This is a genomic window from Secundilactobacillus pentosiphilus, from assembly GCF_002217985.1.
Classification (GTDB): domain Bacteria; phylum Bacillota; class Bacilli; order Lactobacillales; family Lactobacillaceae; genus Secundilactobacillus; species Secundilactobacillus pentosiphilus.
Genome location: NZ_BCMI01000002.1, coordinates 21,987 through 48,674, shown reverse-complemented (window position 1 = coordinate 48,674; position 26,688 = coordinate 21,987). Strand labels below are relative to the sequence as shown.

The 26,688-nt window shown below is 45.2% G+C and carries 26 protein-coding genes, 1 riboswitch and 1 other annotated feature (1 of these 28 cut by a window edge); of the genes, 18 read left to right on the top strand and 8 right to left on the bottom strand.

Annotated features, from left to right (window positions below; genetic code table 11):
* Nucleotides 1–32 precede the first annotated feature (32 nt).
* Nucleotides 33–189: riboswitch (FMN riboswitch) on the top strand.
* Nucleotides 190–312: 123 nt separating this feature from the next.
* From ribD to ribH, 4 genes are read left to right on the top strand one after another with little or no spacing between them, the layout of a single operon-like run.
* Entirely contained in the window at nucleotides 313–1,359 is a 1,047-nt protein-coding gene (ribD, locus tag CES81_RS01360) for a bifunctional diaminohydroxyphosphoribosylaminopyrimidine deaminase/5-amino-6-(5-phosphoribosylamino)uracil reductase RibD (protein ID WP_089120387.1), read from the top strand.
* Between the two features lie 2 nt (nucleotides 1,360–1,361).
* On the top strand, nucleotides 1,362–1,964 hold the full coding sequence (gene ribE / locus CES81_RS01355) for a riboflavin synthase (protein ID WP_089120386.1): 603 nt from the start codon (nucleotides 1,362–1,364) through the stop codon (nucleotides 1,962–1,964).
* On the top strand, nucleotides 1,961–3,169 hold the full coding sequence (ribA, locus tag CES81_RS01350) for a GTP cyclohydrolase II (protein WP_089120385.1): 1,209 nt from the start codon (nucleotides 1,961–1,963) through the stop codon (nucleotides 3,167–3,169). Before ribE ends, ribA begins: the two co-directional genes overlap by 4 nt.
* The gene (gene ribH / locus CES81_RS01345; protein WP_089120384.1) at nucleotides 3,170–3,631 is read left to right on the top strand and encodes a 6,7-dimethyl-8-ribityllumazine synthase; all 462 of its coding nucleotides are present in this window, start codon (nucleotides 3,170–3,172) and stop codon (nucleotides 3,629–3,631) included.
* Between the two features lie 304 nt (nucleotides 3,632–3,935).
* Here ribH and CES81_RS01340 read toward each other — a convergent pair whose 3' ends face one another.
* Nucleotides 3,936–4,625: a GTP pyrophosphokinase gene (locus tag CES81_RS01340; protein ID WP_089120383.1), complete on the bottom strand. Its 690-nt coding sequence runs from the start codon at nucleotides 4,623–4,625 to the stop codon at nucleotides 3,936–3,938.
* A gap of 227 nt (nucleotides 4,626–4,852) precedes the next feature.
* On the opposite strand from CES81_RS01340, the gene CES81_RS13430 reads away from it, so the two are divergent.
* From CES81_RS13430 to CES81_RS01330, 3 genes are all read left to right on the top strand, one after another.
* The gene (locus CES81_RS13430) at nucleotides 4,853–5,020 is read left to right on the top strand and encodes a hypothetical protein (RefSeq protein WP_179211598.1); all 168 of its coding nucleotides are present in this window, start codon (nucleotides 4,853–4,855) and stop codon (nucleotides 5,018–5,020) included.
* Nucleotides 5,021–5,404: 384 nt separating this feature from the next.
* Nucleotides 5,405–6,607 (top strand): SAM-dependent methyltransferase, encoded by a 1,203-nt coding sequence (locus CES81_RS01335; protein WP_089120382.1) that lies wholly within the window; start codon nucleotides 5,405–5,407, stop codon nucleotides 6,605–6,607.
* A 197-nt stretch (nucleotides 6,608–6,804) separates the two neighbouring features.
* Nucleotides 6,805–7,629, top strand: a complete 825-nt coding sequence (locus CES81_RS01330; RefSeq protein ID WP_089120381.1) for a hypothetical protein — start codon at nucleotides 6,805–6,807, stop codon at nucleotides 7,627–7,629.
* A gap of 98 nt (nucleotides 7,630–7,727) precedes the next feature.
* Here CES81_RS01330 and rpsN read toward each other — a convergent pair whose 3' ends face one another.
* On the bottom strand, nucleotides 7,728–7,997 hold the full coding sequence (rpsN, locus tag CES81_RS01325) for a 30S ribosomal protein S14 (RefSeq protein WP_089088025.1): 270 nt from the start codon (nucleotides 7,995–7,997) through the stop codon (nucleotides 7,728–7,730).
* Between the two features lie 392 nt (nucleotides 7,998–8,389).
* Here rpsN and cytX point away from each other — a divergent pair, with 392 nt between their 5' ends.
* Nucleotides 8,390–9,574: a putative hydroxymethylpyrimidine transporter CytX gene (gene cytX / locus CES81_RS01320; protein ID WP_089088024.1), complete on the top strand. Its 1,185-nt coding sequence runs from the start codon at nucleotides 8,390–8,392 to the stop codon at nucleotides 9,572–9,574.
* A 93-nt stretch (nucleotides 9,575–9,667) separates the two neighbouring features.
* On the opposite strand, the gene CES81_RS01315 is transcribed toward cytX, so the two are convergent.
* Complete coding sequence (locus tag CES81_RS01315) at nucleotides 9,668–10,612, bottom strand: FAD:protein FMN transferase (RefSeq protein WP_089120380.1); 945 nt, start codon at nucleotides 10,610–10,612, stop codon at nucleotides 9,668–9,670.
* Between the two features lie 516 nt (nucleotides 10,613–11,128).
* Between CES81_RS01315 and CES81_RS01310 the strand changes: the two genes are divergently transcribed.
* Together CES81_RS01310 and CES81_RS01305 are read left to right on the top strand one after the other, a co-directional pair.
* Nucleotides 11,129–11,563 carry a GNAT family N-acetyltransferase gene (locus tag CES81_RS01310; RefSeq protein ID WP_089120379.1) on the top strand — a complete coding sequence of 145 codons (435 nt, stop codon included), beginning with the start codon at nucleotides 11,129–11,131 and terminating at the stop codon, nucleotides 11,561–11,563.
* Nucleotides 11,564–11,777: 214 nt separating this feature from the next.
* The gene (locus CES81_RS01305) at nucleotides 11,778–12,380 is read left to right on the top strand and encodes a hypothetical protein (protein ID WP_089088021.1); all 603 of its coding nucleotides are present in this window, start codon (nucleotides 11,778–11,780) and stop codon (nucleotides 12,378–12,380) included.
* Between the two features lie 85 nt (nucleotides 12,381–12,465).
* On the opposite strand, the gene CES81_RS01300 is transcribed toward CES81_RS01305, so the two are convergent.
* Nucleotides 12,466–13,287, bottom strand: a complete 822-nt coding sequence (locus CES81_RS01300; protein WP_089120378.1) for a hypothetical protein — start codon at nucleotides 13,285–13,287, stop codon at nucleotides 12,466–12,468.
* A gap of 271 nt (nucleotides 13,288–13,558) precedes the next feature.
* Here CES81_RS01300 and CES81_RS01295 point away from each other — a divergent pair, with 271 nt between their 5' ends.
* Nucleotides 13,559–14,947: a class II fumarate hydratase gene (locus CES81_RS01295; RefSeq protein ID WP_089120377.1), complete on the top strand. Its 1,389-nt coding sequence runs from the start codon at nucleotides 13,559–13,561 to the stop codon at nucleotides 14,945–14,947.
* Nucleotides 14,948–14,980: 33 nt separating this feature from the next.
* Nucleotides 14,981–16,414, top strand: a complete 1,434-nt coding sequence (locus CES81_RS01290; RefSeq protein ID WP_089120376.1) for a flavocytochrome c — start codon at nucleotides 14,981–14,983, stop codon at nucleotides 16,412–16,414.
* 51 nt (nucleotides 16,415–16,465) lie between these two features.
* On the opposite strand, the gene CES81_RS01285 is transcribed toward CES81_RS01290, so the two are convergent.
* Both CES81_RS01285 and CES81_RS01280 read right to left on the bottom strand, forming a co-directional pair.
* Nucleotides 16,466–17,044, bottom strand: coding sequence for a helix-turn-helix domain-containing protein (locus tag CES81_RS01285; RefSeq protein ID WP_089120375.1), 579 nt, complete (start codon nucleotides 17,042–17,044; stop codon nucleotides 16,466–16,468).
* Nucleotides 17,045–17,067: 23 nt separating this feature from the next.
* Nucleotides 17,068–17,376 (bottom strand): AraC family ligand binding domain-containing protein, encoded by a 309-nt coding sequence (locus CES81_RS01280; protein ID WP_089120374.1) that lies wholly within the window; start codon nucleotides 17,374–17,376, stop codon nucleotides 17,068–17,070.
* A gap of 198 nt (nucleotides 17,377–17,574) precedes the next feature.
* Here CES81_RS01280 and CES81_RS01275 point away from each other — a divergent pair, with 198 nt between their 5' ends.
* A complete protein-coding gene (locus CES81_RS01275; RefSeq protein WP_439951263.1) occupies nucleotides 17,575–18,951 on the top strand; it encodes a glycoside-pentoside-hexuronide (GPH):cation symporter in 1,377 nt (458 codons plus the stop codon).
* 2 nt (nucleotides 18,952–18,953) lie between these two features.
* The gene (locus CES81_RS01270) at nucleotides 18,954–20,987 is read left to right on the top strand and encodes a glycoside hydrolase family 31 protein (RefSeq protein WP_089120372.1); all 2,034 of its coding nucleotides are present in this window, start codon (nucleotides 18,954–18,956) and stop codon (nucleotides 20,985–20,987) included.
* A gap of 96 nt (nucleotides 20,988–21,083) precedes the next feature.
* Here the strand turns inward: CES81_RS01270 and CES81_RS01265 are convergent, their stop codons facing one another.
* Together CES81_RS01265 and CES81_RS01260 are read right to left on the bottom strand one after the other, a co-directional pair.
* The gene (locus CES81_RS01265; RefSeq protein WP_089120371.1) at nucleotides 21,084–21,467 is read right to left on the bottom strand and encodes a type II toxin-antitoxin system death-on-curing family toxin; all 384 of its coding nucleotides are present in this window, start codon (nucleotides 21,465–21,467) and stop codon (nucleotides 21,084–21,086) included.
* Nucleotides 21,467–21,688 carry an AbrB/MazE/SpoVT family DNA-binding domain-containing protein gene (locus tag CES81_RS01260; RefSeq protein WP_089120370.1) on the bottom strand — a complete coding sequence of 74 codons (222 nt, stop codon included), beginning with the start codon at nucleotides 21,686–21,688 and terminating at the stop codon, nucleotides 21,467–21,469. Before CES81_RS01260 ends, CES81_RS01265 begins: the two co-directional genes overlap by 1 nt.
* Before the next feature lie 512 nt (nucleotides 21,689–22,200).
* Here CES81_RS01260 and CES81_RS01255 point away from each other — a divergent pair.
* Genes CES81_RS01255 through leuD form a run of 4 tightly spaced genes read left to right on the top strand, consistent with a single transcriptional unit; the run spans nucleotide 22,201 to nucleotide 26,372 of the window.
* The gene (locus CES81_RS01255; RefSeq protein WP_089120369.1) at nucleotides 22,201–23,367 is read left to right on the top strand and encodes a 2-isopropylmalate synthase; all 1,167 of its coding nucleotides are present in this window, start codon (nucleotides 22,201–22,203) and stop codon (nucleotides 23,365–23,367) included.
* Nucleotides 23,364–24,434 (top strand): 3-isopropylmalate dehydrogenase, encoded by a 1,071-nt coding sequence (gene leuB, locus CES81_RS01250; RefSeq protein ID WP_089120368.1) that lies wholly within the window; start codon nucleotides 23,364–23,366, stop codon nucleotides 24,432–24,434. Before CES81_RS01255 ends, leuB begins: the two co-directional genes overlap by 4 nt.
* A complete protein-coding gene (gene leuC / locus CES81_RS01245) occupies nucleotides 24,415–25,791 on the top strand; it encodes a 3-isopropylmalate dehydratase large subunit (RefSeq protein WP_089120367.1) in 1,377 nt (458 codons plus the stop codon). The genes leuB and leuC overlap by 20 nt, the downstream gene beginning before the upstream one ends.
* A complete protein-coding gene (leuD, locus tag CES81_RS01240) occupies nucleotides 25,791–26,372 on the top strand; it encodes a 3-isopropylmalate dehydratase small subunit (protein ID WP_089088009.1) in 582 nt (193 codons plus the stop codon). The genes leuC and leuD overlap by 1 nt, the downstream gene beginning before the upstream one ends.
* Nucleotides 26,373–26,475: 103 nt before the next feature.
* Nucleotides 26,476–26,688: a binding site (T-box leader), on the top strand (it continues 25 nt past the right edge of the window).

The following is a 26,688-nucleotide window of genomic DNA, read 5'->3' as shown; positions in this document are numbered from 1 at the left end:
AATCATTGTACGATGACTCTTGAAAACTGAATAGATTTCTTCGGGGCAGGGTGTAATTCCCGACCGATGGTGACAGCTAGATTGAACAAGCAATCGCTACATGGCTGAAGTCCGTGACCCACGTTACGCGTGGTTGACCCAGTGAGAGTCTGGGACCGACAGTTAAAGTCTGGATGGGAGAAGAAAAGAACTATTTCGTACCATTGGTGGACACTTTTTGTGTACCATTACCGTATGAAATCTTGTTTAGCTTATCAATAAACGGGGCCCCGCATTTTAATGCGAGGCCTTTTTTCGTGAGGTGAATGAGGTTTGATCGAATCAAAGTATTTTCAAATGGCAGTTGCCGCTGCTAAACGGGGAACGGACACCTGGACGAATCCCCAAGTCGGTGCGGTGATCGTTAAAGATCAGCAAGTTTTAGCAGTTGGTTACCATCATCAATACGGGCAGCACCATGCCGAGATCGATGCACTGGCGCAACTGGATGATATTAGCCAGGCAAAGGGTGCCACCATGTACGTCACGCTGGAGCCTTGCAGCCACTACGGGAAAACGCCGCCTTGTGCGAAACGGTTGGCAGAGGTAGGCATTGCTCGGGTGATCATTGGTCAGCTGGATCCTAATCCGATCGTTAGTGGCAAGGGCGTCGCAATACTAAAGAGTCATGGGATAAAAGTTGACATACTGGGTGACAGCCTGGGCTTAAACCAAGCGTATAACTATTTCTACCAGCATCAGCGGCCACTGATCACGTTGAAGTACGCCATGTCACTGGATGGCAAAATTAATGGTGCCCAAAGAAAGCGAACGCTGCTGACAGAAACCGCTGCTCAGCAAGATGCCCAGCAGTTAAGAAGGCAGCAGCAGGCAATCCTAGTGGGGGAGCACACCCTCACCATCGATGATCCCCACTTAACGGTGAGGACTTCCTTGCCAATGGCCTTTCCGCCAATCAGAGCGGCTGTTGTACATCATGTCGATGAGGTAGACGTCAATAGTCATCTATTTGATCAGTCCGCACCAACGTGGTTCTTCAGTGAAACCATGTCAGCTAGGAAACTGCCTGAAAATGTCCACGTGTTCGTTAAAGCCAACTGGACGCCGGCTGCCGTTGTTCAATCCCTCGCTAACCACGGGATTCAGTCGTTGCTGGTTGAAGGCGGCAGCCACTTGCAGGCGGATTTTATAGCTGCTGATCTAGTGGATGAACTCGTTGTTTACGTCGCACCGACGATCTTAGGCGGCGACGGTTTACCAGCAGCAGTCGGGCAGGCGTTATCCGGACCAACGCGCTTTGAAACACCAACAATTTCAATGCTGGGTCCCGACATTCGGATTCAAACAAAGAAGGTGTAAGGATGTTTACAGGCATTATTAAGGGTGTGGGTCACGTGGTGGCGTTTGAAAAACTGGCGGAGACGGCGAAACTCACTGTTGCATCTCCCATGTTAAGCACGATCAAGCCGCAACTTGGCGATAGTTTTGCAATTAATGGCATTTGCCTGACAGTAACGGCCGTGGCGTCCGGACAACTTTCCGTTGAAGCGATGCCGGAAACGATCCGGTTAACCAATCTGGGTCAGTTAAAAACGGGTGATGCCGTCAATATAGAACCAGCGCTGGCTGCCAGTGAAAGATTAGACGGGCACTTTGTTTTAGGCCACGTTGATACAACGGCCAAAATAGTCCAACGAACAGCAGATCAAAACGCAACGGTATTGACCTTCAAAATTAGTTCAGAATACGACGACTACATTGTCAAAAAGGGCTCGATCGCCATCGACGGCATCAGCTTAACGGTGACACAAACCACACCGGGACACTTTTCAGTCAGTCTTATTCCCTATACGCAGGATCAAACAACGTTGGGAAAGCGGCAAATCGGAGCGTTAGTCAACGTTGAAACGGATATTTTAGGCAAATACATTGTGAGCGCGCAGCGAAAGGAAGCAATCCAATGACAAACCAAGTGTTAACGCAAAAAATTGAAGCAGCAGTTGAGACCCTTAAACAGGGAAAATTGATTATTGTGGCAGACTCACTAGACCGGGAAGCCGAAGGTGACATGGTGGGACTTGCTGAATACGTCTCGCCTGAAAACGTGAATACGATGGTGACCAAAGCCCGCGGTCTCCTGTGTGTGCCAATGAGTGCAACGGTGGCGCAACGGTTGGGGCTGAAACCCATGGTGACGGATGCCACGGATGCATACGGAACGGCCTTTACCGTTAGTACTGACGTTCGTACGACGACTACCGGGATTTCGGCTTATGACCGGGCTGCCACCATTGGGGCCTTAGCAAAAACCGATAGTCATTTCGCTGATTTTTATCACCCGGGTCACATCTTTCCGCTGATCGCCCGTGATAACGGGGTACTAGAGCGCGACGGGCACACTGAAGCCGCGGTGGATCTGGCTAGACTGGCCGGAAGTCAGCCGGTTGCCTACATTTGTGAAATTCTGAAAAAAGACGGCACGATGGCTCGGCGTAAGGATCTTAAAGCGTACGCGGAAGGCACTCAGACCCCTTTGATCACCATTGAAGAACTGCAGCAGTACCGCCAGCTTAAAATGATTGAAACCATCGCTAACGTTGCGTTGCCTACTCGCTACGGCACCTTTAAGATGAAAGCTTTGAAAACCAGTGAAGACGGTGAGCCGACACTGCTCATTACCAAGGGCAATATTCACGGGGCAGCGCCACTGCTGCTTCGGCTTCATTCCGAATGTTTAACGGGAGATGTATTTGGATCAAAACGTTGTGATTGCGGTGCCCAGCTTGCTGAGGCGTTAAAACGGATCGAACAGGCAGGCCGTGGAGCGGTCCTATACCTGCGGCAGGAGGGTCGCGGCATTGGTTTAGCTAATAAATTAAAAGCCTACGAATTGCAGGAACAGGGCCTTGATACCGTTGAGGCGAACCTACATTTAGGTTTGCCTGCAGATGATCGGAACTACGGTCTGGCCGCTGCTATTTTACGTCAGGAGGGTGTGACGACCGTCAATTTGATGACGAATAATCCGGATAAAATTAAGCAGCTGGAGCAGTACGGCATCAGAGTAAATCAGCGCATCTCCCTTGAGGCTGGATTAACTCAGGAAAATGAAGCTTATTTAAAAACTAAAAAGAATAAGTTCCACCACTTACTAAGGGAGGTCAACTAAATGCAAATACTGACACATTCAAGGATTGGCAACGATGTTAAAGTCGGTATCGTTGTCGCGCAGTTTAATGAATTGGTAACGCAAAAATTACAGCAGGGTGCCGTTTCACAACTCGAAAAGTACGGCGTCAATAGTGCAGACATCCTGGTAGCTGCCGTCCCTGGCGCATTAGAGCTGCCGCGGATCGCTAAAAAAGTCGCTAATAGCGGTAAAGTGGACGGCATTATTGCCCTGGGCGCGGTTATTCGAGGTGAGACTTCGCATTACGATTACGTGTGTGCTGAGACGGCTAGCGGCCTTGCCCAGGTGTCATTGAATGGCCCTGTGCCCGTCATGTTTGGGGTGCTGACCACTGATAATTTGGATCAGGCCATCAGCCGCGCTGGTGGTAAAGGCGGCAATAAGGGGGCTGACTGTGCGGATGGTTTAATTGAGATGATCAATTTGGAAAAGCAGCTTTGATCAGTAGAGAAACTGGTCAAGATAGTTATTTAGAAGCCGTGACATAACTCGGTAGATTCCAGAATTTAACAGTCAAAAGCGCTCTCCCGATGGTTTTGATCGGGAGAGCGCTTTTGACTGTTAAATGGCCGTAATCTGAGTTATGGAGCGGGTTAAGACTATATTAAAGGAGTGAACAAAAGTCAATCCTACGTTGTGTTTTAGTCAGGAAATTAAATGGCATCCTTATCAATATAGACTTAAGTCACAGGTCCTTATCGTGCACCCTTATCATTGGTAGAATGTTTCATGTGAAACATGGGAACTACTTTTCTTGCAGATGATTGAAAATATGCTGCATATTCGTTTCAATTTGATTAAGTTCACTCGAGTAGTTCTTTAGTTGATCACTGAATTGTTCAACTTTTGCTTTTTTAACGTCAGTTTTGTATCGCAATTTGTGTTCTAAACTCGCCCACATATCCATCCCAACTGTTCGTAGCTGAATTTCGACAGGGGTGGCAACGGGGCCGTTAGCACGAAAAACGGGTACGGAAACGACCAAGTGAAGGCTCCGGTAACCGCTGGGCTTAGGATGGGAAATATAGTCTTTACGTTTCAGTAAAGTAACGTCAGATTGCTTGGTCAGCGCGTTTTCCACGGTGTTAATGTCGTCAAGATAGTTGGTGATCACCCGAATACCAGCAATATCAAAAATATTGTTTTTAATGGCATCAAAAGAGAAGTCATGCCCCTTTTTAGCCAGTTTACGGATGAGGCTGCGTGGAGATTTCATGCGCGTTTCCATATGGTGAATGGGATTATGGTTATCAAGCATTTCAAATTCACTGTCAAGATTCTCTAATTTAGTGCCAAATTCCTTGGCACCTGCCTGACACTGCTGATAGTAAACAAAGAATTGACGCAGTTCAGTGGTGTCATAATCACCTAACACGTGGCTCATTTCTTCAGAAATCTGATCGATATTAGGCAAATTATCGCGTTGTAAAATCATAGCAACTCTCCTTTGGTGTTAATGCCGCTATTTTAGCACTTAAAAATCTTCTAGAGAAATCAATCATTAGACGTCGGGAGGGATTAAGCGGGGGAAGCAGTATTTGAATGGTACACAATATAGTAGTCAATTAACGAATTTTTAAAGGTTGACTTTTAGGCTTGACTTCATAGGAATTAGGCGTATTATATTCTCCAATTAATGCATGCTTGAAGGGAGCTGGGCATATGAAACGAACTTGGATGATTACAGGAATGAGCAATAGCTTTGGTCAGCGACTGATCCAAAACTTAATCAAGAAGGGTAAGCTGGCAACAACGAATGCCCAGAATGAATTAAAGATTAAATCACGCGATCAAGGCCAGGTTGATTTAATGATCAATTTGCGCGGCTGAGCGTCATTAGACAATTAATAATAAGCTAGGCAGAATCCAGTTGGGTTCTGCTTTTTTGTATCTGTCAAGCTTTATTGGGGCGAGTAAGACGTGTTAGTACTGCGGGCGCCCCTGTTCAAAACGGATGCCTTAAATGAGAAGTTAATTAGAATTTATATCATTACCGCTATTTAGGGGGGAATCCCAGCTCCCACAATGATGGTCGTAGATTCACTATACTGCACAGATCATACGACTCTATTCGTTTATTAATGAGGGCCAGAATCGTTGACAAAACAGGCGATGACTTGTAATCTAACCAGTTAGTTAGTATTGGATGTCAATTAAGTTAACAATATTAATTAATTGTGCAATATTAATTTCTATAAGAGAGAAGGCATTTACGTGTTAGAGAAGACCGTGTATCGACAATTATTGAGCCGTGCATTTGATATTCCCGTTTCAGTAACTTATTGGGATGGCAAAGAAGAAACTTATGGTGACGGCGAACCGGTTGTTAAGGTTCGGTTTAACGAAGAACTTCCGTTGAAGAGCTTTACTGACAAGCCGACTTTGACTTTAGCTGAAGACTATATGCGAGGTGCTATTGAAATTGATGGCAGTATTGAAGAATTAGTTGCTTCAGCCTATCGAACTGACCATAGTTTTTTAACTAATAACCCGTTCATCAAGCATTTTCCAAAAATGTCCCATTCCGAAAAGAATAGTCAAAAAGACATTCAGAGTCACTACGATATTGGGAATGATTTCTACGAAATGTGGCTGGACAAGACCATGACTTACTCATGTGCCTACTTCGAACATGATGATGACACCTTGGAAGAAGCCCAAGTAAACAAGATGCATCATATTTTAAACAAATTGAATTCTGAACCCGGTAAACGCCTATTAGACATTGGCTGCGGCTGGGGAACTTTGTTGTTTATGGCAGCTGAAGAATACGATTTGCAAGCTACTGGAATCACCCTTAGTCAGGAACAGTACGACTACACACAGCAGCAGATCAAAGACCGTCACCTTGAAGGTAAGGTCAACGTACTGTTAGAAGACTACCGTGAAGTGAATGATCAGTTTGATTATGTGACTTCCGTTGGGATGTTTGAACACGTTGGTAAGGAAAACCTCGGCTTGTACTTCAAGAAGGTTGCCGACTTTATGAAGCCAAACGGCCGGGCACTGATTCACGGTATCACTGGTCAGCACGAAGGCGCCGGGGTCGACCCATTTATTACTAAGTACATTTTCCCTGGTGGCTACATTCCTAACGTTGCTGAAAACCTGAAGCACATTATGGATGCGAAGCTGCAATTTTCCGACATTGAGCCACTTCGGCGGCATTATCAAAGAACCCTTGAAATGTGGCATGCAAACTACATGAAAGTTCAAGATAAGGCTGAAGAAAAGTACGGTAAGGAATTTGCCCGGATGTGGGACATGTATCTACAAGCCTGCGCCGGTTCCTTTAAGGGCGGTAACATTGACGTCATGCAATACCTATTGGTCAAAGCACCAAGCGGTACTGGTCTGCCGATGACCCGTCAGTATATTTACAATGCTGATAATAGAGAAGTGGCCAAAGAAGCGTAGTGTAAAGCAACTCGCTTAAGTGCCAAAATAGACGTCAAGAAAAACGGTATTCTCCGTACGCGGGAATACCGTTTTTTATCGTATACGGTTTGGACCTGAATCGCCAAGTAAAAGACACGAATTGAGTTGTCTGACTTAACAAACTCATCATCGTATCGCTATGATGGACCTAGAAGCAATTGTTGGAGGCGATATTTGTGGTATCAGTTAAAGTTCAAGAAGCGTTTGTGCGGGGTAAAGTGAGTGATGAAAAGTGCGAAGACACCATTGTGAATACACCTGATTTCATTGCTATCGTTGATGGTGTCACCAGTAAGTCCAAGTTTGAATATCACGGTAAGACAACTGGCAAATTAGCCTCTACCATGATTGCGGGTGTGATCGAGCGCTTACCTAAGGATGCGACGTTAGCGGCACTGATCGGGCAAGTGAACCAGCAGTTTGCGGCTTTTTACGATCGGATTAACTTTACGGCGGACCGTCAGAGTCAAGGGTTGCAGGCAGTGGCGGTCATTTATTCGCGCTTTCGTAATGAACTGTGGCAAGTGGGTGACGCTCAGATTAACCTGGACGGCAAATTACTGACGAACCCCAAACCCAGTGACCTAGTCTTGTCGAATATGCGCAGTCTGATTCTGCGTTTGTCGCCTGAAAACGGCAGCCAGTCTGATCCTGGCCGCAAAGCCATTTTACCGTGGATCTTAAAGGCAACGCGGTTTGCCAATTCAGCTGATAGTGAGTGGGGCTACGCTATTTTTAACGGACAGTCGATTCCTGAGGCGTTACTGAAAGTTTATCCGTTAACCAATCAACCCCACCAAATTGTGCTGGCGAGTGACGGTTATCCCAAAGCAGCGGCTGATTTAGCGGCTTCGGAAGCCGGCTTAGCAGCAGTCTTAAAACATGATCCGGGTTGCAGCCATGAGTATCGTTCGACTAAGGGTGTTGTGGCGGGTAACCGGTCGTTTGATGACCGCAGTCTCATTCATTTTACGGTTAGCAAAGGGGTTCATGAAAAATAAGCACAACCGAAAAGATCTCCCAGAAGTGAGCGATGAATGCAAAATGCATCACTCAGTTCCAAGGAGATCTTTTTAGCTATATTGATTTTGCAAGCTGATTACCAGGATGCCTTGCGGACACCCGGAATCTGACCCAGGTGAGCGTATTTTCGGAAGTTCAAACGCGACATGTTGAACTTGCGCATGTAGCCGCGCGGTCTGCCGTCTAACCCGTCCCGGTTTCGTAACCGGTTAGGATTAGAATCCTTTGGTAAGCGTGCCAGGGCTTCGTAGTTGCCCTGAGCTTTTAATTCACGCCGAATCGTGGCGTATTTTGCAACGAGTTTGCGTTGCTTATTGTACTTTGCAATCTTTGACTTTTTGGCCATATTTGCCTCCAATAACTTAGTGATATGTTGCGCCAAATTCATTAAGTAATTGCCAGGTCAATGGTGTTAGTAGTATTTTATACCGTCACAACAACGTTTCTAATTTACCAATAATCGGGTCAAAAGGCTACTACTTTGACTTGATTTAATTAAACTGTAATAATTACTGTTTACAACGAACTCGAAATTTCCGTAAGTATGTTAAAATATGAGTGGTTATAAAATACACTAGGGACGCCATTGGCTGAGATAGATGATTCTGGTCCCTTTGAACCTGTAGCGTTAATACTTGCAAGAAAAAGTGTACGTGAACATCAAACTTAATGATGGTCTTTCAGTGCGCGGAACCAACTGCGGCTGGAAGGCTTTTTTATTGGAAGAGGGTTTCTTTAATGGGTAATACTAAACCAAGCGGCTTATTTCTGCTCTGGATGGGTGCGGCGATCTCAATTGCTGAAATCGTGACTGGAACGCTGATTGCACCGTTAGGATGGAAAAGTGGACTGCTGGCGATTTTAATCGGCCACGTTATCGGCTGCTTTGTCTTTTTACTGCCAGCTGGTTACTTATCGGCACAGCAAAACCGGACGGCAATCCAAGCCACTAAAACGGTCTTTGGTCAGCAAGGTGTCTGGTTGTTTTCACTACTGAATGCGCTGCAGCTGCTGGGCTGGACAGCGGTAATGATCGTTAACGCACAACGGGCAATGAACGGCCTGTCAAAAGCGTTATTCAACTATCGTTCAGTTTTAGTCATGTCACTGATCGTAGCGGTTCTGATCGTTGTTTGGCTGTTAATGGATCACGAATGGCTCTTTAAAGTCAACAACGTCATTGTTGTCCTGTTAGCAATCGGGATGCTGCTGATGCTGTGGACCATTATCAAGGAAGGCCGGTTGCAGAACAGTGCTAACCTAGCACCGCTGAGTTTCGGCAGTGCCGTCGAACTGAACGTGACTATGGCGCTTTCCTGGTTACCGCTGATCGGTGATTATACGCAGCATACTGAGCAGCCGTTTAAAACGAGTATGGCCAGTGTCAGCGGCTACTTTATTGCCAGTGTGGCCATGTTTTCACTGGGATTGTTCACCGTTATTTTAACTGGACAATCAGACTTTACCACGGTGCTTTCCCATTCCAGTATGGGAATGGTGGCCCTTTTGGTGATCGTTTTCTCAACGGTGACAACGACCTTCATGGATGCTTACTCAGCCGCGACTAACATTGCTAACGTGGTAAAAACGAAATCGGTTAATTTGCTTGCGGTGGGGGTCACGGTTCTGGGCCTACTGATCGCACTGTTTGTATCGATGGCGTACTATCAAAATTTCCTGTCTGCTATCGGAGCAGTCTTTACGCCGCTGTTTGCCATTTTATTTGTCAGCGTCTTTTTGATGCACCAGCGGCTGTCGTTGCCGCTTAACTTTATTTGGTGGCTGATCGGCTTTGTGGGCTATTCGTGGCTGCAGAAATTAGATTTCTTCCTGGGGACGACCTTCTTCTTACTGTTAGTGCTTGGACTAGGGGTTTACCTCACCGGGTTAGTCACGAAGAAGTATCCGTTGATGACGGATTAATAATGAACGTGTGTAACAAACACGATAGATTTCAGAATTTAGCGTTAATAATGCCCATTCCGGCGAGGCTTGCTGGAATGGGCATTATTAACGTTAAATGATTTTGTACTGCTCGTCCGTTAACGCGAAACGGTCCCTTAATCCTGAAGTGATGGCTACCTTGAAGTCACGGGTGACGAAAATGGCCTCTAGGTTCGGCTGCTTTTCAATGAGCGGAATCCCTTTGTCGATATCCTGATAGAAGGCCTCGGTCGTCCAGATATCACCATCAATGGATAAATCGCTGATGATGGTGACACTTTCCAGGTCGTTTTGAATGGGATAGCCGGTTTTGGAATCAAACATGTGGTGGTAGTTATGCCCATTGATCACCAGGTAACGTTCATAAATACCCGAGGTCACGATCGATTTGGCAGGGGTGGTCAGAACGCCCAGTGCCACGTGGCGCTGCTTCAACGGATTTTGTACGCCAATGCGCCACAAACCGTTTGCGTGGGTACTGTCGCCCACTAACAGAATATTTCCTCCCAGGTCAATAATGCCGCTTTTAACGCCGCGGGAAACCCATAACGCCTTAATGGCATCAGCAATGTATCCCTTAGCAATCGCACCCAGGTCAATTTCCATACCGGCTTTGGTGAGAAAAACGGTTCGCTTGGTATCATCCAGCTGAATATCAGTTGGGTCAATCAGCTTAAGCCGCTGTTTAATGTCTGAATCAGCTGGTAAGTTAGCGCCGTCGAAGCCAATTTTCCATAACTTCACCAGTGGGCCAATGGCCGTGTTAAAGCCCAGGTGCCATTGGCTGACTTCTACTGCACGCTTAATTAAGTTATAGGTGATTTCTGATACTGGAACGGGTTTTTGACCAGCTGCGTGGTTAACAGACATCACTTCGGAAACGGGCCGGTTTACCGTTAAAATATCTTCGTAGTGTTCAATCAAGTGGTTGCCAGCGTCTAAGTCTGCTTCGGTTGCTGGCGGGTTTACCGAAAGAGTAATGGTGGTACCTAAACCATAGTATTGTTTTTGAATCATCTAAAAGTCACGCTTTCCATAAAAATCGTTTAAATCCAAGATAACACAAAAAACGCGTTAGCTGAATATGTCAGCTAACGCGCGACGTCAAATCCTAAAAAGTTGAATGTTGTGAGAATGAAACTTGTACGTCAAGTGTTCGTTCAAATGGCTCAACTATGTTGCTATAGAACCGCTATTGCTTGATGAGCAAAATTAGTAGTGGTCACTAAAGCACCATAATCAATTGACCTTAATTTCTTTCATACGCAAGTCCTCCAGTTTAGTCTAAGCAATCCACTATGTAAGACAGTTACATACTACTTCTTCAACTCGGAAGGAACCGCGTGCAAGCTGCCTTCTTCGTTGAATTGCAATTACTATAACATTAAAAATAAATGAGTGCAACATTAATTTGGGGTTAAATTAATTGTGCCTAAAACGGGTCTTTCAAATGACTGAAAACTTGCCATTTATCACTCAGCGGCGTAACTTAGAAGTGGCGTTAGAAGAGAAAATGAGAAGAGAGGGTCAAAAGTGAAAGTTGAAAAACTGGAGAACTTGACTGAAGCAGATCAGAAGGCGTTGATGGCTATTTGGCTCGCAGGTAATTTAGATTCTCACCCGTTTATTGCTGCTAAGTATTGGCAAAACCAGGTTGCTGAAAGATCACAACAATTATCAAAGGCGATCATCTACGTGGTTTACCAGGATGATCAGATTGTTGGTTTCGCAGAGATGATGACACATTACTTAGCGGGCATCTTCGTTAAAGCGGGTCATCGGGATCAGGGGATTGGCAGCCTTCTATTGTTTGCACTAAAGTCGGCCTATTCACAAATTCGGCTAAACGTTTACGAAAAAAATGCTAAGGCCGTCCGTTTCTGCCAAAAGCACGATTTTGATGAAACTGATCGTGCGGTGGATTCTGATACGGGTGAAGTTGAACTAACATTGAAATGGCAGGAATAGGAATTTACGGTGATCTCAATTGCGGGGTCACCTTTTTTGTGCTATTGGCTGATACAAATTTGTGGCTTTGTATGAATCGCTGCTTATCGTTTAGATGCGTGCTTCCCCCTAGTCTTACTTAGGGTGAAAGGATTATAATGAATAAGTATATTAACGAGAATTGAAGAGGTTCGATTTGAAGCTTTTCGATTTTATAACTAGGGGGCAAACTAAAATGGGGATTATTTTGGTATTTATATTTGTTTTGATGACTGTCATGGGGGGATTTTCTTGGTGGTACGCCGCTCACTATGACGGATTGGTTGGTACGACTAAGATTTTGACGATCATTAGTGTGGTCGGGCTGCTGTTCAGCTTTGGCTACGTTTATAAAAACGGTTGGGTAAAGCCTAAACCAACTCAGCCGTCGTCACGAACGACCAACGTGCACTCCAACCAATACTTTGCACAAAAGAGTTCAGAATCTGCATCAATTGCGCAACAACATAAAAGTGAGCAGAACGTTTTACAGCAGCTGCAAAAGTCGTATAGCAAAAATGTCGGGGATGTCAGCTTTAATCAGGCAACCAAAACGTATACAATTACACCGACTAACGCTAAATACGTGAAGGCCGTGACGACCATGTGGAAGTATCCTAAGACAAATGCCAAGTCGATTAAGACCATGTCTGATAACTATTTAAAGATGTCACGGTCCATTGACAAGTCATTAAACGGCAGTTATACGCTGAAAGTGAAGCAATCAAAGAGCGGTCCCGTGATTCTTTCTGTCAAGAACGGTGAAGCCACTATGATGAATGAAGGTCAGCAAAAGTAAAGGGATCGTCTAAGACTAAATAAAAGCCCGATAAGCATGTCAAATAAATGCTTATCGGGCTTTTATTAGCTAACAAGTATAACTGCTACTCGGCAGTAGCTGGTTTAGAAACACCGGTAGTTTTTTGCTGATCGTAAACGATGCGGGTTTGCTTAGGAACCTGTGCCAGGATCAAATAGTGATCGGCGTTCACATCAGAACCGTAGCCGCCATAGTAATGACTGCCGATTTTACGTGGTTGGATCCGCTGACTAAAGGTGTCATTAGTCAGGGAAAGTTCACTAGCCATAATCACGTTGGCGTCACCGTACTGGACGGTCTTTACGGGGTAGAGCTTTAGGCCGAACTGTTCACCGTGAACTTGTTGGTTTGCCGTTAGCGGGTAGGAGACAGGTTTGGCATATTTGCTGGGATTATCATGAATGGCCTCGTTGATTTTTAAATATTGCTGTAAGGCTTTGATCTGTGACGGATCGCTTTTGGCCTGCTGCAGGCGTTTCAAATCCGTTTTAATACCGCGGATGCTGTCTTTAACCTTGGCTTGCTGTGCCTTAACACCGGATTGAAAGGCGGACCGATCCTGCGCCTTAGCCCACTTGATTTGTTTAGCAGTGGACATTTTAGAGAGGCGGCTGAGGGTCGCCTGATGGTTACCAGTCGGCAGCATATAGGTGGTGGCCTTACCATTTTTGAGCACAAAGAGGGCGTTGACGGGATCCTTTGCCGTTACCCGGCTTTGAGGCAGGGAAAAATGATACCAAATCCGTGGCCGAGCCGTTTGTCCAGACTTCACCAGTGCCACTTTTTCGACTGGCTGCGTTGGTTTCTTTTGGTTGCCGCAAGCAGTGGTGATCGAGCCGGTAAATAAAATTAAAAAACCGATAAATAAGGATTTAAAACGGGACAAAAATTTTCCTCCTAAAAATAGCGTGTTAAAGACGAACTTAATTAGAAATCAATTCTACTATAGAATCAGACAGATTAACATGAGTCTGGCTAAATTACGGTTGAAATTGCGGTAAAACGGTTCTAAACGAGTGGTAAATTGAAGTTATTTCTCGTACGTGAAAATTTAAACGGGATGGCAAACGGTGGTTTTAATGGTGTAGAATTTAGACTATCCTGATATGGCGTTAAGGATCACTACATAGCAGTCAAAGATCAATGGAGGTTAAAAAATGGCAGATTACAGAATTGAATCAGATACGATCGGCGAAGTTGAGATACCTTCCGCGGCACTCTGGGGCGCGCAAACCGAAAGAAGCCGGCAGAACTTTCCCACTGGCGAAAAAATGCCGCTTGAAATCATCAAGGCGTTGCTGCAAATCAAACGGGCGGCCGCTGTTGCCAACAAGGAATTAAAGACGCTTGACAGTGCCAAGGCCGATTTAATCGTGAAAGCAATTGATACCTTACTGGCACTCAGTGACGCAGACTTGCGCCAGGACTTCCCGTTGGTGGTCTACCAAACCGGGTCCGGGACGCAGACCAATATGAACGTCAACGAAGTAGTTGCTCACCAGGCGGCTAAACTCAACGCGGCAATCGAGATCTTGCCAAACGATGACGTTAACAAGGGCCAAAGTTCTAACGACATTTTCCCAACGGCCATGAACATCACGGCGGCCAAGGCAGTCAGCCGCTTGGAAGAAGCCACCCAGCATTTAATTGATGAATTAAAAGTGAAGCAGGAAAAGTACTGGCAGACGGTTAAAATTGGCCGGACCCACCTGCAAGATGCCACGCCGCTGACTTTTGGCCAAGAGGTCTCTGGCTGGGTCAGTGCTTTGGAACACGATTTAGCTTACCTGCAAACACTGGGGAAGACTCTGAGTGAATTAGCGATGGGCGGTACCGCGGTTGGAACCGGCCTAAACGCTGCTCCTGGTTTTGCGGATATCATTGCCGATAAGATGAGTCAGGTTTATCATCTGCACTTTACCGCGGAGACCAATAAATTCTACGGTCTAGCTCACCATTCCGGGTTAAACGTGGTTCACGGCGCCATTAAAACGCTGGCCGCCGATCTGATGAAGATCGCTAACGATGTGCGGTTCCTGGCATCTGGCCCGCGTGCCGGTTACGGTGAATTAAACATTCCGGCAAACGAACCGGGATCTTCCATCATGCCCGGCAAGGTAAACCCAACGCAGGCGGAAGCCCTGACCATGGCGGCGGTCCGGGTCATGGGTAATGACGTGGTCGTTGATATGGCCGCTAGCCAAGGTAATTTTGAAATGAACGTTTACAAACCGGTCTTGGTCGCAGCTTTCCTTGAATCGGCTGAATTACTGACCGGAACCATGCGCGGCTTTGCTGATAAGATGATCCATGGGCTGACCGTTAACGCCAAGCGGATGGCTGAATTAGTGGACCGTTCGTTAATGATCGTGACGGCGTTATCACCGCATATCGGCTATCACGAAAGTGCCACGATTGCCCAGAAAGCTCTAAAAGAAGGCACTAATTTGAAAGAAGCGGCCTTAAAATCAGGCTTGCTGACGGAAGCAGAATACGATAAATGGGTCGTGCCGATCGACATGACGAATATTGACAAAAATAAGTGATCAGTTCATTGATTTAAAGACAGGGGGACAATAATGGCGGAAAAATTTCATTTTCAACCGACTTCACTCACGCAGCTGCGTAAGCACTATGACGTGATCGTGATTGGTTCAGGCGCAGCCGGGATGACAGCGGCCATTCAGGCACACGAGTTAGGTTTAAAACCCGTGATCATTGAAAAGATGGCGCAGCTGGGCGGCAACACGAACCGGGCTTCGTCAGGCATGAACGCCGCGGAAACCAACGTACAGTTAAAGCACCATGTGGTGGACAGTTATCAAGCATTCTACGATGAAACCTTAAAGGGCGGCGGCGGTCAAAATAACCCGGAACTGCTGAAGTACTTTACCGAACACGCCGCTTTAGCCATCGATTGGCTGGCTGACCATGATATTCGGCTGGACGCGCTCACAATCACTGGCGGGATGAGTAAAATGCGGACACATCGACCCAGTTCACTTGCAGCAATCGGCGGCTTTCTGGTTACCGAGCTGCTTAAGCAAGTCCAAAAAGCCCATATTCCGCTGTTTGCTGGGTTAAAAGTCACTGAGCTGACCACTGATTTGGATGGCAGAGTCAGCGGCGTGCGGGCCACCACGGGCAGACAAAGCGGACCGCTAACTGCGGATGCCGTTATTCTGGCCACCGGCGGCTTCGGGGCTAACCCAAAGATGCTAGCCAAATACCGGCCTGACTTAAAGGGCATGAAGACCACTAACCAACCCGGCGCAACCGGTGATGGCATCAAGCTGGCACAGGCACTGGGCGCTAAACTGGTCGATATGGATCAGGTGCAGGTCCACCCCACAGTCCAGCAAGATACACCGCACGCTTACCTTATTGGCGAAGCCGTTCGCGGTGAAGGCGCCATTCTAGTTGATCAGCATGGTGACCGTTTCGTCAACGAATTAGACACGCGAAAGAACGTCACTGCAGCGATTGACAGCTTACACGAGAGCGGTGCTTACCTGATTCTTGATCAGGGTATTCGCGACCGTGTTAAGGCGGTTGAATTTTACGATTCGATCGGTTTAGTTCATACGGGTGCGTCATTGGAAGACTTGGCAAAGCAGTTAGACTTTGGCACGGATGCACTGAAACAGACGGTTACCGCTTGGAACGCCGCTGTTGCCGATCAAAATGACCCGGCATTTAACCGGACCACCGGCATGGACCGTGACATTTCAACGGCGCCCTTCTTTGCCATTCACATTGCACCGGCCGTTCATTACACCATGGGGGGCCTTGCCATTAATCATCGAACGGAAGTGCTCGACCAAAATGGCGCAACCATTAAGGGACTTTACGCTGCGGGTGAAATTGCTGGCGGCCTTCACGGTAATAACCGAATTGGCGGTAATTCCATTGCCGAAACGGTGGTTTTTGGCCGTCAGGCGGGTGAACAGGTGTTTAAATATATTAATGAAAAAGACACTTTAAATTTGAAGACCAGGGGTAATAATAGTTAAAAAAGTATCCCCAAAGCTTGAAACAACTTGGGGATAGATACAGTTTAGTTTTTAATTATCCTTATCTGTTTTGCCATTGATTAAGAATTCTTTCATAAAGTTTTTTCGATAGGAGGTTGGCGTAATGCCAACCTTTTTTTTAAACAGTCGCAAAAAGTATTTTTCATCATTAAAATAGGCCCTATCTGATATTACTTTAAGTGGCAAATTTGACTCTAAAAGTAGGCGTTTGGCAATGTTGATCTTCAAAAAAAGGATGTAATTTTCAACGGTGAATCCCGTTTCTGCTTTCAATAAACGGCTTAGGTAACGGTAGTTGAAATCAAAGTTAGCGGCGACGTCTTTTACGGATAGGTTGCTATTTAAATTGGCCTTAATCCAATCTTTAATCATGTGAGCTTTTGGATTTTCGGCTACAAGTTTATGCAAGGAATTGATGTAATCATTAGAAATTTGGAGAACGAGTTTGGTAACGGCATAAGACATTATGGCATCAGTGTAATTTAATTCTTGGGAGAGGGCTAATGTTTCGTTTGCAGAGGTTAGAATTTTATCAAACTCTTCAATTGAGTATTCCTCAGGTAAAATAGCGTAGTTGATTATTTTGCTTAGCTTATTACTATCCCCCAAGGAGTCATCAAGCTCCTCTACAGTTATTTTTTTATGTTCATCTTTGGGGAAAAATGAAACCAATAGAATTCAATATCTGTGTCTGATTTTTTATAGCCTTCAACACTTGCATTTTGCGGAAATAACAAACATGTCCCTTTTTGAAGAATATGATCATTACCGTTAATAGTAATAAATGCTTTCCCCTTAATACCGATTACTAGCTCGTAATTTTCACTTAGCATACTTCGTTCATGCTTCCATCCAGCTTTAGCGATGTATTTTCCTGATACAAAATAATGAAATGGTCTATCACTATTTAATAGATAAATATTGTTCGAATCAGTATCCATGTTTATTTTGTCCACCTTTTATTTTATTCAATGAGAAAAAGTCCACTATATGACCTTAATTGTGCTAAATTATGAACCAAAAAAATGACGAATTTTCAAAAAGTCCACTCTTTATGCAATTATAGCAGTTTATCCATAGCAATGTAAGCGAATACAATGTATTTAATTACTCGAGTAACTAATATTAAAAGGTTTGGAGTGAACATTTTGAAAAAAAAGACTAAGCAGTTCTTAAGTAACTACGAAATGTTTAATTACGCTAGCTTGAATTTTGCCCAAGTTTTAATATATTTCTTGCTTAGTAGTTATCTGTTGTACTTTTATACTGACGTTGCAAAGATTCCAGTTGCAGTCGCAGGTGTAATATTGTTGATTGCTCGTGGCTTTGATGCTATTGATGCACCGATTTGGGGAGCATTAATCGATATTACGCATTCTAAATACGGTCGGTCACGGCCATACTTTTTGTGGGTGGCATTTCCGTTTGCTATTTCAGCAGTTATGATGTTTTGGAATCCTGGGTTACCTTACAAGACGAAAATTATTTGGTGCGCAGTGACGTATATTTTAACCGGTGTGCTGTATACAGGTATTAATACTCCACTAACTTCAATTTTACCAACGCTTTCTCCTAACCCTGGTGAACGGCTAAAGGCAAATTCATGGCGGCTGGTTGGATCACAGTTAGGCGGATTCATTATTAATGCGGCATGTTTACCATTAGTAGGCATACTAGGTAAGGGTAATGATACTGTAGGATTTAGAATTTTTATTTTAATTGTAGCGGTTATCTTTTTAATTATTACTTTACATGCTTTTACCGTTGTTAAAGAAAGAGTGCCAGTTTCCGTCAAAAAAGTGCCAATTAATAAGAGTGTTAAAGCTATTAAAGGGAATTGGCCATGGGTGATCATCGTTATCAGTAATCTGTTTTACTGGATGGCATACACCAATCGAAATTCGACTCTAGTCTATTATTTTACTTATAACTTTGGTAATAAAAATTTGGTCTCAATATTTAACTCACTGGCTTCCCTACAATTATTCATGATTTTACTGATTCCTTGGTTGAATAAGAGATTTACAAAGACGCAAATTTGGATTGCTGGATTTTCAATTGCGATTGTCGGACAACTGATTGTATTTGCTGCAGGAACGAGTATCCCACTTGCTTTAACTGGCTGGATTATCGGTAACATGGGTTCAGGTGTTGCTGTAACGATGCCATTTTCAATGTTAAGCCAAGCCGTTGATTTTGGTGAATGGAAGACAGGAATTCATTCTTCCGGAATCTTGACCGCGTTGGGTAGTTCATTTTGCATCAAGATGGGCAGTGGGATTGCTGGCTTTATCCCATCTATGATATTGGCTCATTTTGGCTATGTTGCGAATAAAGCACAAACTGCACGTTCGCTTTTCGGAATTAAATTTAGTTTTATCTGGGTTTCTATTGCTTTATTTGCATGTGCTATGATCCCAGTCTTCTTCTACGGAAAGTACGAGAAAATGGAATCTAAAATTGCAAGTGATTTAAAGCAACGGCATGAAGCACAAAAAGAAAGTGAAGGGGAATAAGTATGGCAGTCATTAAAGAACAAGATAATGGGTTGTTATGGTCACATGCGGGAGAACAGCTTTTAATTCAACCATGGGGCAAAAACAGTTTTCGAGTACGTGTTACCAAAAACGCTGATTTTACTAAACAGCAAAATTGGGCGCTCAGTTTGCCAGTTGAAGATATTCAAGCCAAAACGAGTATTAATGATGATTCATGTGAGATCACTAATGGCGACATCAAAGCTGAAATTAACAATTTTGGTTGGTTGAAATTTACAAATGGAAAAGGCAAGACTTTGCTGGAGGAACGTTGGCAGGTTAAGCCGGGTGGTCATAAAACAAGTCCGCTTGGAATTCCAGGACGAGAATTAAAACCAATTATTGGTGGCGATTACAGTGCGACAATGCGTTTTGAACCTCATGAAGATGAGAAAATTTACGGGATGGGTCAACGTCAAGAAAAGCAGCTGAACTATAAAGGGTGCATTTTGGAATTAGCGCAACGTAATACTCAAGCCAATGTTCCACTAGTTGTTTCAAACGTAGGTTATGGCTTTCTCTGGAATAATCCTGCTATCGGGCAAGTCACCTTCGCAAATAATGAAACGAAATGGGAAGCTTATGACACTGATCAAATTGATTTTTGGATTACGTCAGGCGAAACACCAGCAAAAATTGAAGAACAATATGCTAATGTGACCGGTAAAGTACCGATGATGCCTGACTTTGCAAGTGGTTTTTGGCAATGTAAGTTAAGGTATAGGAACCAAGCTGAATTATTGAAAGTGGCACATGAGTATAAAGATCGTGGCTTACCCATTAGTGTTATTGTGATTGACTTCTTTCACTGGACACAACAAGGGGAATGGAAGTTTGATCCCAAAATGTGGCCAGATCCTAAATCAATGGTTGAAGAACTAAAACAGATGGGAATAAAATTGATGGTGTCAATCTGGCCAACTGTCGATATTAATAGTGAAAATTACGATGAAATGGAAGATAAGGGCTATTTAGTTCGTACCGAAAGAATGTATGGGGATTCTTACCATTTCATGGGGAATGAAACATTTTTTGATGCAACCAATCCAGGAGCTAGAAAGTACATTTGGAGTAAAGCGAAGAAGAACTACTTCGATAACGGTGTCAGATTATTTTGGCTAGACGAGGCTGAACCGGAATATGGGTTTATGTATGATTTTGACCACTTTAGGTATCACATGGGGCCGGCACTTAAGTTAAGTAATATATATCCGCTATACTACGCCAAAGCCTTTTATGACGGTCAAAAAGCAGAAGGCCAAAAAGCCATTATAAATTTGGTTCGCTGTGTTTGGGCTGGAAGTCAAAAATATGGCGCATTACTCTGGTCTGGTGATGTTCATTCAACGTTCGAATCATTACAAAAACAGGTAGTGGCAGGCCTTAATGCGGGTTTGTCAGGTATTCCGTGGTGGACGACGGATATTGGCGGTTTTACTGGTGGAAATGTCGAGGATCCCAAGTTCCATGAACTGCTGACCAGATGGTTCCAATTTGGAACGTTCTGTCCGGTTATGAGAATTCACGGTTTTCGTGAACCCGCTGAACAAACAATTGAGCATGCTGATCGAATGTTCAATCAGCCGTTCGGGTCAGGAGCTTTTAATGAAATTTACAAGTACCCAGAGTCAACTTATAAGATCTTAAAAAAGTATTTGTTTATGAGAGAAGCATTGCGTGATTATATTAAACTACAAATGACGAATGCCCATGAAAAAGGGACACCGGTAATGCGCCCGTTGTTCTATGATTTTCCTAAAGATAGTGAATCATGGGATGTTGCGGATGAGTATATGTTTGGACCAGACATTCTCGTTTCACCAATCATTCATTCTGGTGAAACAAGCAAAGAAGTCTATTTGCCAGCAGGTGTTAAATGGATTGATGTTCGTGATGGTAAACAGTATCAAGGTGGGAATAAAGTTACTGTAGATGCTCCTATTGAAAGTATGCCAGTATTCACACGCGCTGATAAACCGGTTCAATCTCTACTCGATTTTGAAAAAAATAATTAAATTTTCAGAACACAACAAAAAACACAGTCATTCTCGTGGCTGTGTTTTTTGTCGCAAAAGGATGGCCTATAAATCATCCCGGAGCTTGTAAAGCGGTTATTTCTGTTTTAAATGACCGTTAAAAATTGCGAACAGGTCGGTTGCTTCAACTTGGTCTTTATCGACGCGGTCGACTAAATCAACCAGTTCGTCGTTAGTAAAGGTCAGTTCATAATCGTTTAGATCGGCCAGCGTGGCAACTGCGATTGCAGCCGTTTGCAGGTTCATGTTGACAAACGGTTTGCCGGCAATGATGGCTTCCATCAAAAAACCGGTTTTATTAGCAACCATTTCACGTAAGTTTTGGTCGTAGGCGTTAGATTGCGGCACCGCGATGACCTTGCCCAGCTGTTCAGAGTTATTGATGCCTGGCTGCTGACCAGCTCTGATGGCTAAACGACTATTAATAGCGATTAATTCGTCTGCTGTTAGATAACGCATTATTCGCCACCCCGCAATTGGTTCAGTGCACCTTCAAATTGATCGATGACCGTTTCCAAACTTTGGAAAAATTGAGCATCGAGCTGGATATCGTTGCGGAAGGAGACGTCGATAGCATCTCCCTTTTGAACGTCCAGTTTTCGAGCAATGTTTGCGGGGATCGTAATTGCCAATGAATTGCCAACTTGAATAATTTGACGTTGAGATTTAATTTCATTCATGAGCTCAAATGTTTCCTTTCGTTATAACAAATTCATAATTCTATAAAAGCAGTATAGCATATTTGTTAGAATCAAACCTACAAAATTGTGGTGGGTTAGCTGATATTCTAATATAATATGACAAATATTGGAATATATTCATGAGAAAAAAGAATATTGTGAAACGATGTCATCTTGAAATTCCGATGGTAATTGGTATGAGGCGTCATTTTAACCGATCAGCTAACAGGAATATTAGAAAATGGTTTGCCAACTCTCATTTTGCATGCTAGTCTGTGAGCATACTAAAAACGACCGAAAGATAAGGAGGTACATCTGATGACTGTTCAATTCAATAACAACTCAACACTTGCAACCTCTTTATTAGCCTTATTATTATGACCTAGGATTTGACAATGTAACACGTCAAGTCCTATTTGCGTTATGGAATGGGGCTTGTCGAAACAACACCCCATTCAATGCGAATGGGGTGTTGTTTTTGGTTAAAACTCAAATTTGAAGGGATGATTATCATGACTAAACGGATTCAGTTTTTTGATACCACGCTTCGCGATGGCGAGCAGACCATTGGGGTCAACTTCAGTATTGACGAAAAAGTAGCGATCGCTAAACAACTTGAGGCATGGGGTGTTGACGTGATCGAAGCAGGTTTTCCAGTGGCTTCTAAGGGTGACTTTGAGGCGGTTCAAGCAGTATCACGTGCCGTGAAGCAGACCTGTGTTACCGGTTTGGCGCGGGCTCGAAAAGGTGATATTGATGCCTGTGTAAAGGCAACCGCTGACGCTGTACATAAACAAGTTCACGTTTTCATTGCAACTAGTCCGATCCACCGTGATTCCAAATTACATATGACAAAGCAGCAGGTTATTGATGCAATCACCGATTGCGTTTCATACGCGCACCAGTTCTTTGACATCGTAGAGTTCTCACCGGAAGATGCTACCAGGACCGAACCTGATTTTCTGGTTGAATCGATCAACGCGGCAACGGCTGCGGGGGCTACCGTGATCAACATTCCGGACACTGTCGGTTATACCAACCCTGCCGAATTCGCCAAGCTCTTTAAGAACCTCCGCGAAAACGTCACTGATTTCGACAAATACACCTTCTCAGTTCACTGCCACGACGATCTTGGCATGGCGGTTGCTAACAGCCTAGCTTCCATTGAAAACGGCGCGACTCGAATTGAAGGCACCGTTAACGGCATCGGTGAACGTGCTGGCAACGCAGCGTTGGAAGAAGTTGCAGCGGCGCTATACGTTCGCAAGGACTACTACGAGGCAACCGACAACATTAAGTTGGCAGAAACGAAGCGAACCAGCGACATGATCAGCGAGTTTGCTGAAATGCCAGTGCCGCACAATAAAGCCGTGGTTGGGGCCAACGCCTTCGCTCATGAATCCGGGATTCACCAAGACGGGATGCTGAAGAATCCGCAAACCTACGAGATCCTCACGCCTGAATGTGTCGGTGCCCATAAGACCACGTTGCCGCTGGGTAAACTTTCCGGTTCACACGCTGTGATGACTAAGCTTAACGAAATGGGCTTCAACGTTGATCGTGATGACATGAAAGTGATTTTCCCGCACTTCAAGGATAAGGCGGATCATACCGACATTGTTTCGGAAGATGATCTTCGAGTGATTATGAATAAATATAGCGAGGCGAAAGCATCATGACAGCAAATATTACAGTTCTTGCCGGTGATTATATCGGTCCAGAAATTATGGCCGCGGGCTTAAAGGTGTTAGCCGCAGTCAGTGAAGGTCAGGGCTTTGACTACCAGCTTCACGAGGTACCGTTTGGCGGTGCTGGTATCGATCAAGCGGGCGACCCATTGCCGGCCGAAACGTTGAAAACCGCTCAGCAAAGCGACGCCGTTTTGTTAGCAGCTATTGGCGGGCCGAAGTGGGATGGCGCCCCCAAGACACCGGAACAGGGGCTGCTGGCGATTCGCAAAGCGCTCAACTTGTTCGCCAACATTCGGCCAACGGAAATCAGTCCCGCGATGCAAAAATACTCACCGCTTAAAAACACTGAACCCGTCGATTTTGTAATCGTCCGTGAGCTCACCAGCGGGATCTACTTTGGGACTCCCCGCGAGACCGCTGCTGACTACGCCCTGGATACCATGCGGTACACCAACGAAGAAATCGAGCGGATCACCCACGTGGCCTTCGAAATGGCCATGAAGCGTCGGAAGCACGTGACGCTGGTTGATAAAGCCAACGTGCTGGCTACCAGTAAACGCTGGCGGAAGATCGTGGCTCAAATTGCCGCTGAATATCCGGAAGTCACTTACGATACCAGTTACGTGGACGCAGCCTCAATGAAGATCATTTCTGCACCGAGTCAGTTTGATGTCATCCTGACGGAAAACCTGTTTGGCGACATTCTTAGTGACGAAGCGGCTGAAACTACCGGTTCACTCGGCACCATTCCCTCCATGAGCCGTGGGACTGACGGGCCGTCACTGTACGAGCCAATTCACGGTTCGGCACCCGACATCGCCGGTAAAGGGATCGCTGATCCGATCTCCATGATCCGGTCAGTGGCCATGATGCTGACCCATTCATTTGACCGGGCGGATCTGGCTGCTGAGATCACTGAGGGCATCAACCAAACGGTGGCAGCGGGTATTGTAACCCCTGATTTAGGCGGGAAAGCCACCACTGCCGAAATGACAAAAGCAATTATTAATCATATTAAGGAAAGCAGGCATTCATATGAGTCAAACCATGTTTGATAAAATTTGGAATCAGCACGTGATTACGGGAAAAGAAGGGGATCCGCAGCTGCTTTACGTTGATCTGCACTTGCTTCATGAAGTGACATCACCGCAAGCCTTTGAAGGACTACGTGAAAATCACCGGAAAGTGCGCCGAACTGACAAAACTTTTGCAACCATGGATCACAACGTGCCGACGAAGGATATCTTTAACATTAAGGATGAAATTTCGCGTAAACAGATCGACACCTTAGCTAAAAATGCCAAGGAATTCGGCGTTCGGTTAGCCGGTATGGGTGATGAAGATCAGGGTATCATCCACGTTATTGGGCCTCAATTAGGACTGACTCAGCCCGGAATGGTCATCGTTTGCGGGGATTCGCATACTGCTACTCACGGTGCGTTCGGCTCAATTGCGTTTGGTATCGGAACTTCGGAAGTGGAACACGTTCTAGCCACCCAAACCATTTGGCAGACAAAGCCTAAAACGATGGGAATCCATATTCATGGGCAACTGCCAAAAGGCGTGTACGCTAAGGACATCATTATGGGTCTGATTGCCCGTGAAGGGGTTTCGTTTGGAACTGGATATGCCGCAGAATTTTACGGCGATACCATTGAACGGATGAGCATGGAAGAACGGATGACGTTAAGCAACATGGCCATTGAAGGCGGCGCGAAGGTGGGCACGATTCGGCCTGACCAAACGACCTTTGACTACGTTGCCGGCCGGAAGTACGCGCCTAAGAACATGGATAAGGCCATCGCATACTGGCAGCAGTACTACACGGATGATGAATCGGCCTTTGACCGGATCGTGGACTTTGACGTGAGTGATTTGGCGCCGTTTGTTTCCTGGGGGACCAACCCCGGCATGGCCGTACCGGTGGATCAGCCGTTCCCAGAAATTAAAAATGCCGACGATCAAAAAGCCTACGACTACGTTGGCCTTAAGCCGGGCCAAACGGCACCGGAGATCCCAATCGAATTTGCCTTCTTTGGTTCCTGCACCAACGGTCGTTTGTCCGACCTGAAGATTGCCGCTTCCGTTTTAAAGGGACACCACATTGCACCGCAAGTGACAGCACTGGTCGTACCGGGCTCTCGCACCATCAAGGAAGAAGCCGAGAAGCAGGGTATCGACAAGATCTTCAAGGATGCCGGCTGTGACTGGCGCGAACCCGGCTGTTCAGCTTGTCTGGGCATGAATCCCGACCAAGTGCCGGCTGGCGTTCACTGCGCGTCAACGTCTAACCGAAACTTTGAAGGCCGTCAAGGTGCTGGCTCACGGACGCATTTAGCCAGTCCGGCAATGGTTGCTGCGGCAGCCATCAACGGTCACTTCGTAGATATCAGAAAGGCAGGCATTGCATAATGGAACCCATTACAACAATTACAAGTACTTCAGTACCGATCATGAAGGATAATATTGATACTGATCAGCTAATTCCTAAGCAGTTTTTAAAGAATATCCTGAAGGTTGGTTATGGCAGACACCTGTTCTTTGACTGGCGCTACGAAAAAGATGGTCAGCCAAATCCCGACTTCATTTTGAACAAGCCTGAACGTCAAGGTGCCGAGATTTTAATTGCCGGTGATAACTTTGGCTGCGGCTCTTCTCGTGAACACGCGGTTTGGGCACTTAAAGACTACGGCTTTAAGGCCGTAATCGCCGGCGGCTTCAGTGATATCTTCTACATGAACAGTACTAAAAACGGTTTTCTTGCCATTACCTTGCCCCGTGATCAGCGGGAGATTCTGGCAGCGGCACCAGCGGATGCTAAAATTACCGTTGATCTGCCCAATCAAGAAGTGCGTTATGGCGACCATAAGTTCAGCTTTGACATTGATCCGCTCTGGAAGCATAAGTTCATTGAGGGCTTGGATGATATTGCCATTACGATGCAGTATGAAGACCAGATTGAAGCCTATGAGGCTAAAATACCGCAGTTTTAAGGTGCTAAAATCGGCACGCTAAGAATGTGGTGGCAAAAAGATTAAAATTTAATGTTGACAATCTCATTTACTGCGGGTAGTATAAGGACTGTTAAATAAATTAAAAAACGCTATGAGAAAGTTAAGTAGCTGTTCAGCACCTGTAAGCGAGCTTCGGTTGGTGAGAGGAAGCCAGAGTTGAACAGCGAACATCCCTTTTGAGCGACGTACCGAATTTAAGTAACGTACGTTGGGCACTCCCATTATCGAGTTAGCGTATCGTCCTTGCGACCGTACGTGAAGAGGTTATTTTAGCGATAAAATAACAAAATAAGGT

Bases quoted from the DNA above. Each gene is read 5' to 3' on its own strand.
- ribE (WP_089120386.1), top strand. From the start codon at position 1,362: ATGTTTACAGGCATTATTAAGGGTGTGGGTCACGTGGTGGCGTTTGAA.
- CES81_RS01280 (WP_089120374.1), bottom strand. From the start codon at position 17,376: ATGGATACTGATTCGAACAATATTTATCTATTAAATAGTGATAGACCA.
- leuC (WP_089120367.1), top strand. From the start codon at position 24,415: ATGAGTCAAACCATGTTTGATAAAATTTGGAATCAGCACGTGATTACG.
- CES81_RS13430 (WP_179211598.1), top strand. From the start codon at position 4,853: ATGAAACGAACTTGGATGATTACAGGAATGAGCAATAGCTTTGGTCAG.
- CES81_RS01265 (WP_089120371.1), bottom strand. From the start codon at position 21,467: ATGCGTTATCTAACAGCAGACGAATTAATCGCTATTAATAGTCGTTTA.
- CES81_RS01315 (WP_089120380.1), bottom strand. From the start codon at position 10,612: ATGATTCAAAAACAATACTATGGTTTAGGTACCACCATTACTCTTTCG.
- CES81_RS01260 (WP_089120370.1), bottom strand. From the start codon at position 21,688: ATGAATGAAATTAAATCTCAACGTCAAATTATTCAAGTTGGCAATTCA.
- cytX (WP_089088024.1), top strand. From the start codon at position 8,390: ATGGGTAATACTAAACCAAGCGGCTTATTTCTGCTCTGGATGGGTGCG.
- CES81_RS01270 (WP_089120372.1), top strand. From the start codon at position 18,954: ATGGCAGTCATTAAAGAACAAGATAATGGGTTGTTATGGTCACATGCG.
- CES81_RS01290 (WP_089120376.1), top strand. From the start codon at position 14,981: ATGGCGGAAAAATTTCATTTTCAACCGACTTCACTCACGCAGCTGCGT.
- rpsN (WP_089088025.1), bottom strand. From the start codon at position 7,997: ATGGCCAAAAAGTCAAAGATTGCAAAGTACAATAAGCAACGCAAACTC.
- CES81_RS01340 (WP_089120383.1), bottom strand. From the start codon at position 4,625: ATGATTTTACAACGCGATAATTTGCCTAATATCGATCAGATTTCTGAA.
- ribH (WP_089120384.1), top strand. From the start codon at position 3,170: ATGCAAATACTGACACATTCAAGGATTGGCAACGATGTTAAAGTCGGT.
- CES81_RS01295 (WP_089120377.1), top strand. From the start codon at position 13,559: ATGGCAGATTACAGAATTGAATCAGATACGATCGGCGAAGTTGAGATA.
- leuB (WP_089120368.1), top strand. From the start codon at position 23,364: ATGACAGCAAATATTACAGTTCTTGCCGGTGATTATATCGGTCCAGAA.
- CES81_RS01255 (WP_089120369.1), top strand. From the start codon at position 22,201: ATGACTAAACGGATTCAGTTTTTTGATACCACGCTTCGCGATGGCGAG.
- CES81_RS01305 (WP_089088021.1), top strand. From the start codon at position 11,778: ATGGGGATTATTTTGGTATTTATATTTGTTTTGATGACTGTCATGGGG.
- ribA (WP_089120385.1), top strand. From the start codon at position 1,961: ATGACAAACCAAGTGTTAACGCAAAAAATTGAAGCAGCAGTTGAGACC.
- leuD (WP_089088009.1), top strand. From the start codon at position 25,791: ATGGAACCCATTACAACAATTACAAGTACTTCAGTACCGATCATGAAG.